This window comes from Rhizobacter sp., assembly GCF_035702065.1.
Lineage (GTDB): Bacteria > Pseudomonadota > Gammaproteobacteria > Burkholderiales > Burkholderiaceae_C > Rhizobacter.
Genome location: NZ_DASSRA010000156.1, coordinates 1 through 6,896 on the forward strand (window position 1 = coordinate 1; position 6,896 = coordinate 6,896).

Genomic DNA, 6,896 nt, shown 5'->3' on the forward strand with positions numbered 1-6,896 from the left:
AGCGCACCCCGGCACGCAGGCGCACGGCCACCTTGCGCCGCACCACGTTGGCCGACTCGTGGCCATGGCCGGCCTCCACGCCCTGCAGGCCTTCGATGCGGAACACCAGCACGCTCACCGGCTTGGGCTCGCGCTCGCGCAGCGCCAGGATCTGGCTCATGTGCTCGATCAGCTGCTGCCGGTTGGGCAGGCCGGTGCTCAGGTCGGTGGCGAAGGCCTTGCGCGCTTCGGCGTCGACCAGCTTGCGCTGGGCCGCCAGGCGCACCCGCTGCGCCAGCGAGGCGGCGTCGGCCTGCAGCACCACGTCTTGCGCGCCGGTGTTGAGCAGGCGCTGCTGCGTGGCGGCGTCCATGATGTCGGCCAAGACCAGCACGGCCGCTTCGGCGCACACCGACGAGAGCGCTGCCCACGGAATGGGCGCGGCGTGTGCACCACCGGGCAGGCACAGCAGCACCACGTCGGCGCGGCCAGCGGCATCTTCCGCGGCGAGCGATTCCAGGCCCGTCGCTCGACTGGCTGTGAACGACCCCCAGGTGCCGGCGCCGGGGAGCTGGAACGGCGACGCCTCGGGCGCATCGACCCACACAACGCGCAGTGGCTTGTCACTCATTCCACACCCCTTGGAAGCGCTGCAAAAACGACAAGGGCCGCATGTGCGGCCCGGTGAAAACTGGAGCGGGTGATGGGAATCGAACCCACGTATGAAGCTTGGGAAGCTGCCGTTCTACCATTGAACTACACCCGCAGAAGGCCGGTAGTCTACCTTGGACCGCCTCGGCCCAGGCCGGGCGAACCCGGCGTCTCCAGGCCGCGAGATGCTTAGGATTTGGCGGCGGCGGGGTACTTCTTCCTGAGCGCCGCCACGGCCTCATCGTGTTCCTTCTTGAGCGCCTTCATCTTGGCGTCATGCTCGGCCTTGGTGGCGGCCTTGACGCGGGCCTCGGCATCGCGCCGGGCCACACCCTGCTCCTTGCCCTTGGCCTTGGCTTCGGCCGCCGCGGTGTCGCCTGCCGCCTTGACCTTGGTCATGCGCTCGCTGTTCAGGGCCTTCTTCTTCTCGGAGAAGGTCTTGTCGACTTCCTTCTTCTCCAGGCGCATCTGCACCATGGGGTCCGCCGGTGCGGCCGGGGCCTGCGCCTGCGCCGAACCCGCCAGGGCGGCCAACAGCATGGCGATCATCAGAGTGGATTTGCTCATGTCGATTCCTTTGTGTCGAGATACGTCGGGCCGACGCGGCCGGGAAACCACCTCCGATGCTACGCCACTGTGGCGCCGCACCAGCCCCGTTGGCGCGGCACTTGCATGACGAGCAACTCCCAGGGAGAACACCGTGTTCCATTGCAGGAGCTGACACCATGCCGCGCTTCTTTCGTTCTCTGTTCGGCCAGGTCGTGCTGGCACTCGCCCTTGGCGTGGTCGTGGGCCTGCTGTGGCCCGACTTCGCCGTCAAGCTCAAGCCCCTGGGCGACGGCTTCATCAGGCTGATCAAGATGATCATCCCGGTGCTGGTGTTCTGCGTCGTGGTGCATGGCATCGCCGGCGCGGGCGACCTCAAGCGCGTGGGCCGGGTGGGCGTCAAGGCGTTGATCTACTTCGAGGTCGTCACCACCTTCGCCCTGGTGCTCGGCCTGGTGCTGGCCTTCGTCTTCCAGCCCGGCGCGGGCATGAACATCGACCCCAAGGTGCTCGACGCCAAGGCCATCGGCGTGTACGCCGAGAACGCCAGCAAGCTGACAGGCGGCGGCACGGTGGAGTTCCTGCTCAAGCTGATCCCGACGACGGTGGTCAGCGCCTTTGCCAACGGCGACGTGCTGCAGGTGCTGCTGTTCGCCGTGCTGTTCGGCTGCGCCATCGCCATGCTGGGCGAGCGCGGCCAAGCCATCGGCGCGCTCGTCGACGACCTGAGTCAGGTGCTGTTCAAGATCATGGGCCTCATCATCAAGCTCGCCCCGCTGGGCGTGCTGGGGGCCATCGCTTTCACGGTCGGCAAGTACGGCCTGGGCTCGCTCAAGCAGCTGGGCATGCTGGTCGTGCTCTTCTACGCGGCGGTGGCGATCTTCGTCTTCGTGATCCTCGGGGCCATCATGCGGCTGTCGGGCCTGAGCCTGCTCAAGCTGCTGGCCTACCTGCGCGAAGAGCTGGCGGTGGTGTTCGCCACCACCTCGTCCGACAGCGTGCTGCCGCAAGTCATGGCCAAGCTGCGCAAGCTGGGCATCCGCGACTCGACGGTCGGGCTGGTGATCCCCACCGGCTACTCGTTCAACCTCGATGCCTTCTCGATCTACATCACGCTGGCCGCTGTGTTCATTGCGCAGGCCACCAACACGCCGATCTCGATGACCGACCTGCTGACCATCCTGGCCATCTCGCTCGTCACGTCCAAAGGCGCGCACGGCGTGCCCGGCTCGGCCATCGTGGTGCTCGCAGCCACCCTGCAGGCCATTCCTGCCATCCCGGCGATCGGGCTGGTGCTGGTGCTGTCGGTCGACTGGTTCATGGGCATTGCCCGCGCCCTGGGCAACCTGATCGGCAACTGCGTGGCCACCGTGGCGGTGGCCCGCTGGGAAGGCGATATCGACATGGCGCGCGCCCGTGCCGTGCTCGATGGCGACATGCCCGCGGACACCCCCGCAGCAACCAACGCGGCCCAAGCCATCGCCTGAACCGCAGCCTCCAGCGGCAACTTCTCACGTTCGGGGCCACGTCCGCCCCCAGTCGGAGCTCACCCGACGGGGGTTGACGGCCGATATCTCTGGGAGATGCCGCACCGTGCGTGGGTGCCGGCCAATGAACCCTGCCGTCCACCCCATGAGCTTCATGATCCCCCGCTACAGCCCTTGGGTGGTGGGGGCGTCGCTGTCCATTGCATTCCTCGCCTCCTATGTGGCACTGGACCTGGTGGAGCGCATCCGCGCCCATGGCGGCCGGGCTGCGCGCATGTGGTGGCTGTGCGGTTCGGTGGCCATGGGCACGGGCATCTGGTCGATGCACTTCGTGGGCATGCTGGCCTTCACCTTGCCGATCGCCCTCGGCTACACCGGCGGCATGACGCTGCTCTCATGGCTGGCCGCCGTGGCGGTGAGCGGCATCGCGCTGGGCATCGCCGGCCGCGGCGAGATGGCGACGTGGCGGGTGAGCGTTGGCGCACTGACCATGGGCGCCGGCATCTGCGCCATGCACTACACCGGCATGGCCGCGCTGGACATGGCGCCGGGGATCGTCTGGAACCTGCTGCTGGTGGCGGCCTCGGCCGCCATCGCCACGGCGGCAGCCGCCGCGGCCTTGCTGATCTTCTTCTGGCTGCAGACCATCCGCGGCGTGCGCAAGCGACAGCTCTTCAAGGCCCTGGCCGCCGTGGTCATGGGGCTGGCCATCAGCGGCATGCACTACACCGGCATGGCCGCGGCCGACTTCAGCTTCGATGCGGTGTGCATGAGCGCCGACCAGCTCGGCGGCAACCAGCTCGGCGGCATGGTGATGTTGGCCACCGGTGTGCTGCTCGCCTTCACGCTCTTCACCTCCATGCTCGACAGCCGCCTGCAGCACAAGACCTCGCGGCTGGCCGATTCGCTGCAGCGGGCCAACACCGAGCTGCAGTCCGCCAACGACGAACTGCAGCGCCGCGCCTTCCTCGACCCGCTGACGGGCCTGCCCAACCGGCTGCTCTTCGAAGACCGCCTCTCGCACGCACTGGCGCGCAGTCGGCGCGACCATGACCGCCAGGTCAACCGGCTCGCCGTGCTCTTCGTCGACCTCGACGGCTTCAAGCCCGTCAACGATTCGCTGGGCCACGCCGGGGGTGACCACGTGTTGCGCCAGGTGGCCGAGCGCCTGAAGCAGGTGGCGCGCGAGCGCGACACGGTGGCCCGCATCGGCGGCGACGAGTTCGTGCTGCTGCTGGAAGACCTGCACGACGAAGCCGACAGCGCGGCCCTGGCCCGCCGCGTCGTGACCGCAGTCGCCGAACCCATCGAGTGCCAGGGCCAGAGCCTGCAGGTGAGTGCCTCGGTGGGCATCGCCGTGCACCCCGACCACGGCGACGCCGACCGCCTGATGGCACATGCCGACGCCGCCATGTACGCCGCCAAGCGCGCCGGCGGCAACACCTACGCGCTCTTCGAGTCGCACATGAACAGCGACGCCTCCCAGCAGCTGGCCCTGCAGTCCGACCTGCGCAAGGCGCTCAAGGGCGGCCAGCTCGGCCTGCACTACCAGCCCAAGCTCGACCGGCGCAGCGGCCGCATCCGCGGCGTGGAGGCCCTGCTGCGCTGGAAGCACCCGGAGCATGGCTTCGTGTCGCCTGCCGTCTTCATCCCGGTGGCCGAGCGCTTCGGCCTGATCCAGGACCTGGGCGACTGGGTGATCGAGGAAGCTTGCCGCCAGATGCGCGCCTGGGAAGACCTGAACCTGCACCTGCGCGTGGCCATCAACCTGTCGGCCCACCAGCTGCGCCAGGACGACCTGGTCGAGCGCATCGGCAACGCGCTGGCGCGCCACCGCATCGACGCCTCGCGCCTGCTGTGCGAGATCACCGAATCGGTGGCGATGGAAGACACGCAGACCACCCAGCGCGCCCTCGATGGCCTGGGCCGCCTGGGCGTGTTCCTCTCCATCGACGACTTCGGCACCGGCCACTCCAGCCTCAGCTACCTGCGCCAGCTGCCGGCACGCCAGCTCAAGATCGACCGCAGCTTCATCAGCGACCTGGCGACGAGCCGCGACGCCCGCGCCGTGGTGGACGCGGTGATCAAGCTGGCCCACGCGCTGGATTTGAGCGTGGTGGCCGAGGGCGTGGAGACGGCCGACCAGTGCGACATCCTCTTCAGCTTGCAGTGCGACGAACTGCAGGGCTACCTGATCGCCCGGCCCATGCCGCCGGAGCAGCTGGCGGCCTGGGCCGAAGGTCAGCGGCAGGTGGATTCGCCGGCGTTCTCGGCCACGGTGCTCGGTGGGGCAGCGGAACTCGACGCAGCCTGAACCCACCGGGCCTCCCGAGGCACAATGCGGCCCCCGCCCCTGCGGCCTGCCCCATGAACGACGACACCTCCTCTCCGCCGCCCCGCCGAACCATCCGCAGCTTCGTCGTGCGCGCAGGGCGCATGGGCACCGGACAGATCCGCGCCCTCGAGACGCTGGGCCCGAAGTTCGTGCTGCCCTATGCGCCCCAGCCGCTGGTGACGGAGCAGGTGTTCGGCCGCCAGGCACCGCTGGTGCTGGAGATCGGCTTCGGCATGGGCGGCGCCACCGCGCAGATCGCCCAGGCGCTGCCGGGCACGGACTTCCTCGGCGTGGAGGTGCACACCCCCGGCGTGGGTGCGCTGCTCAAGCTGATCGACGAGAAGCGCTTGAGCAACCTGCGCATCGTGCAGCACGACGCGGTGGAGGTGCTGGAGCACATGATCGCGCCCGGCTCGCTGGCCGGCGTGCACATCTTCTTCCCCGACCCCTGGCACAAGAAGAAGCACAACAAGCGCCGGCTGGTCCAGGCCCCCTTCATCGCCGGGCTGGTGACGCGGCTTGCGCCAGGCGGCTACCTGCACTGCGCGACCGACTGGCAGCCTTATGCCGAGCAGATGCTGGAGGTGCTGTCGGCCGACCCGGCGTTGCGCAACACCGCCGAAGGGTATGCGCCGCGGCCCGAGTACCGGCCGCTCACGAAGTTCGAGAACCGTGGCCTAAAGCTCGGCCACGGAGTGTGGGACCTGGTCTTCGTGAAGAAGTGATCAGGCCGCCCAGGTGACAAGCCCGCTGTAGGCGGTGCCCAGCACGATCAACCCGAACACGATCCGGTACCACGCAAACATCGTGAAGTCGTGCGTCGAGACATACCGGATCAGCCAGCGGATGCAGATCAGCGCGCTGACGAACGCGAACACCGTGCCCACCACGAAGATCGGCAAGTCGGCCCAACGCAGCAGGTCGCGAGCCTTCCACACCGAGTAGGCCCCAGCGGCCGTGAGCGTGGGGATGCCCAGGAAGAAGCTGAACTCGGTGGCGGCCTTGCGCGAGAAGCCCAGCACGAGCGAGCCGATGATGGTGGCCCCCGAGCGGCTGGTGCCGGGAATGAGCGCCAGGCACTGCAGCAGCCCCACCTTCAACGCGTCGAGCGGCGTCATATCGTCCACGGTCTCGACACGGGCGTGGCGCGTGCCTTCGAGGTCGCGCTCGCCGTACAGGCGGTGATGGCGGCGCTCCACCCACAGGATGATCAAGCCGCCCACGATGAAGGCCACCGCCACCGGCACCGGGTGAAACAGGTAGGCCTTGATCGGCTTGCTGAAGAGCAGCCCGAAGATGGCCGCCGGAATGAAGGCAATGACGACGTTCAACGCAAAGCGCTGGGCGACCGGGTCGGTCGTGAGGCCTGCGAAGGTGTTCTTCAGGCGCTGCCGGTACTCCCAGACCACGGCGATCATGGCCCCGGTCTGGATGGCGATCTCGAACACCTTGACGGTGTCGCCCGTGAAGTCGAGCAGCGAGCCCGCAAGGATCAGGTGGCCCGTGCTGGAGATGGGGAGGAACTCCGTCAGGCCCTCCACGATGCCCATGATGGCGGCCTTGATCCACAACGCGATGTCCACACCGGCTCCCTGTCCTGAAAACGAGCGGCGATGATAGCGGGCGACTTTTGCAGCAACTTCACGCTTCTTTACGCCGGCCGCGCTGACAGGTGTCGCGCCTCGGATAGGCTCCCGCCTTGACCCTGCGCCCCGCCGTGGCTACATTACTGACTCGTTAGTCAGTATCCCTTCCCACATGCCCAAGCTCTCTCCCGCCGTGCCCACTCGGCAACGACGCAAAGAAGCGCGCCCGCAGGAACTGCTGGACGCCGCGCTGGAGTTGTTCGTCGAGAAAGGCTTCGCCGCCACGCGCTCCGACGAGGTGGCCGTGCGCGC

7 protein-coding genes and 1 tRNA gene are annotated in these 6,896 nt (G+C 68.1%); 4 read left to right on the plus strand and 4 right to left on the minus strand.

Going from position 1 to position 6,896, the window contains the following annotated elements; translation table 11 throughout:
• From VFL64_RS07325 to VFL64_RS07335, 3 genes are all read right to left on the minus strand, one after another.
• On the minus strand, positions 1 to 610 hold a 610-nt coding region (locus VFL64_RS07325), incomplete at its 3' end, for a GGDEF domain-containing protein (RefSeq protein WP_489539719.1).
• A 61-nt stretch (positions 611 to 671) separates the two neighbouring features.
• A tRNA-Gly gene (locus tag VFL64_RS07330) sits at positions 672 to 745 on the minus strand.
• 74 nt (positions 746 to 819) lie between these two features.
• Positions 820 to 1,197: a hypothetical protein gene (locus VFL64_RS07335; protein ID WP_489539720.1), complete on the minus strand. Its 378-nt coding sequence runs from the start codon at positions 1,195 to 1,197 to the stop codon at positions 820 to 822.
• A 158-nt stretch (positions 1,198 to 1,355) separates the two neighbouring features.
• Here VFL64_RS07335 and VFL64_RS07340 point away from each other — a divergent pair, with 158 nt between their 5' ends.
• The 3 genes from VFL64_RS07340 to trmB all read left to right on the plus strand — a co-directional run bounded on the left by VFL64_RS07340 (position 1,356) and on the right by trmB (position 5,723).
• On the plus strand, positions 1,356 to 2,663 hold the full coding sequence (locus VFL64_RS07340) for a C4-dicarboxylate transporter DctA (RefSeq protein WP_489539721.1): 1,308 nt from the start codon (positions 1,356 to 1,358) through the stop codon (positions 2,661 to 2,663).
• 145 nt (positions 2,664 to 2,808) lie between these two features.
• Positions 2,809 to 4,977, plus strand: coding sequence for a putative bifunctional diguanylate cyclase/phosphodiesterase (locus VFL64_RS07345; RefSeq protein WP_489539722.1), 2,169 nt, complete (start codon positions 2,809 to 2,811; stop codon positions 4,975 to 4,977).
• Between the two features lie 53 nt (positions 4,978 to 5,030).
• Positions 5,031 to 5,723 (plus strand): tRNA (guanosine(46)-N7)-methyltransferase TrmB, encoded by a 693-nt coding sequence (gene trmB / locus VFL64_RS07350; RefSeq protein ID WP_489539723.1) that lies wholly within the window; start codon positions 5,031 to 5,033, stop codon positions 5,721 to 5,723.
• Here the strand turns inward: trmB and VFL64_RS07355 are convergent, their stop codons facing one another.
• Positions 5,724 to 6,581, minus strand: coding sequence for an undecaprenyl-diphosphate phosphatase (locus VFL64_RS07355; protein ID WP_489539724.1), 858 nt, complete (start codon positions 6,579 to 6,581; stop codon positions 5,724 to 5,726).
• A 175-nt stretch (positions 6,582 to 6,756) separates the two neighbouring features.
• Here VFL64_RS07355 and VFL64_RS07360 point away from each other — a divergent pair.
• Positions 6,757 to 6,896 (plus strand): TetR family transcriptional regulator (locus VFL64_RS07360; RefSeq protein ID WP_489539725.1); only part of this gene is annotated, 140 nt, incomplete at its 3' end.

What these genes read in the sequence shown, in the direction of transcription:
- VFL64_RS07335 (WP_489539720.1), bottom strand. Translation starts at nt 1,197, where the DNA reads ATGAGCAAATCCACTCTGATGATCGCCATGCTGTTGGCCGCCCTGGCG.
- VFL64_RS07340 (WP_489539721.1), top strand. Translation starts at nt 1,356, where the DNA reads ATGCCGCGCTTCTTTCGTTCTCTGTTCGGCCAGGTCGTGCTGGCACTC.
- trmB (WP_489539723.1), top strand. Translation starts at nt 5,031, where the DNA reads ATGAACGACGACACCTCCTCTCCGCCGCCCCGCCGAACCATCCGCAGC.
- VFL64_RS07345 (WP_489539722.1), top strand. Translation starts at nt 2,809, where the DNA reads ATGAGCTTCATGATCCCCCGCTACAGCCCTTGGGTGGTGGGGGCGTCG.